Here is a 921-nt window from a genome sequence, read left to right on the forward strand (position 1 = left end):
TGAGAGGCAGAGCCCACCAGCAGCTTCAAACTTCGCAGCGCCTGCCTTACTTTCCTTTGAACACTGCTTCTCGCCGCTCAAGGAAAGACTGGATGCCTTCTTTTACATCCTCACTGGCCATCACTGGCTGCAAATCCGGGAAGAGTCGCTGCTTGGCTGCTTCCTGACCTTCGCTTACCGCAATTTTGGAGGACCTCAGGCTGCCTCGCACACCAAGAGGTGCGGCACTGGCGATCTTTTCAGCGATTTCCAGAGCGGTATTGAACTGCTCTCCGGGCTCGACCAACTCCTGTATCAAGCCCCACTCATAAGCTTGCGCTGCCGTCCATTCATCGCCGGTTAGAAGGTAGCGCTGGGCATTGCCCCACCCAATTTCCCGTTGCAGGCGGATAGTGGCACCACCGCAGGCGAAGATGCCACGTTTGACTTCTAACTGTGCAAACCGGGTGCCTTTTGCTGCAACACGAATATCTGTGTTCAGCATCATCTCAACACCGCAGGTAAAACAAATACCCTGAGCGGCAAAAACCACAGGCTTGCTGAGGCCATCGCCGGTGATATGGAACGGATCCAGCTCGCCTTCCGCCGGTTCTATTCCCTTACCGTTTGCAAATACGCCTGCCCAATCATCTAACTGCAAACCGCTGGTAAAGTGGTCGCCTTCGGCATACATCAGGCCCACTCTCAAATCGTCATCGTGCTCCAGCAGGTAATAAGCCGCGGCGATTTCGTGGTACATGGCCCTGTTCATGGCGTTCATTTTTTCCGGGCGGTTTAGCCCTATGAGCAGGATATGGTTTTTCTTTGTTACGTTAACCAGTGACATCGGTGGCACCTATAGTTAGTGAACAGCTGTTTTTTTAACGTTTGGTAGTCATCTACAGAGCGTCCGCGCAAGCGGTGGGGGTCACCTCCCGGGAA

General features: G+C 53.7%; 1 protein-coding gene. It reads right to left on the reverse strand.

Annotated features, from left to right (window positions below; genetic code table 11):
* Positions 1-46: 46 nt before the first annotated feature.
* Positions 47-826, reverse strand: a complete 780-nt coding sequence (locus tag KO508_RS13160) for a crotonase/enoyl-CoA hydratase family protein (RefSeq protein WP_216008752.1) — start codon at positions 824-826, stop codon at positions 47-49.
* Positions 827-921: the final 95 nt, after the last annotated feature.

The organism is Marinobacter salexigens, from assembly GCF_018860765.1.
Lineage (GTDB): Bacteria > Pseudomonadota > Gammaproteobacteria > Pseudomonadales > Oleiphilaceae > Marinobacter > Marinobacter salexigens_A.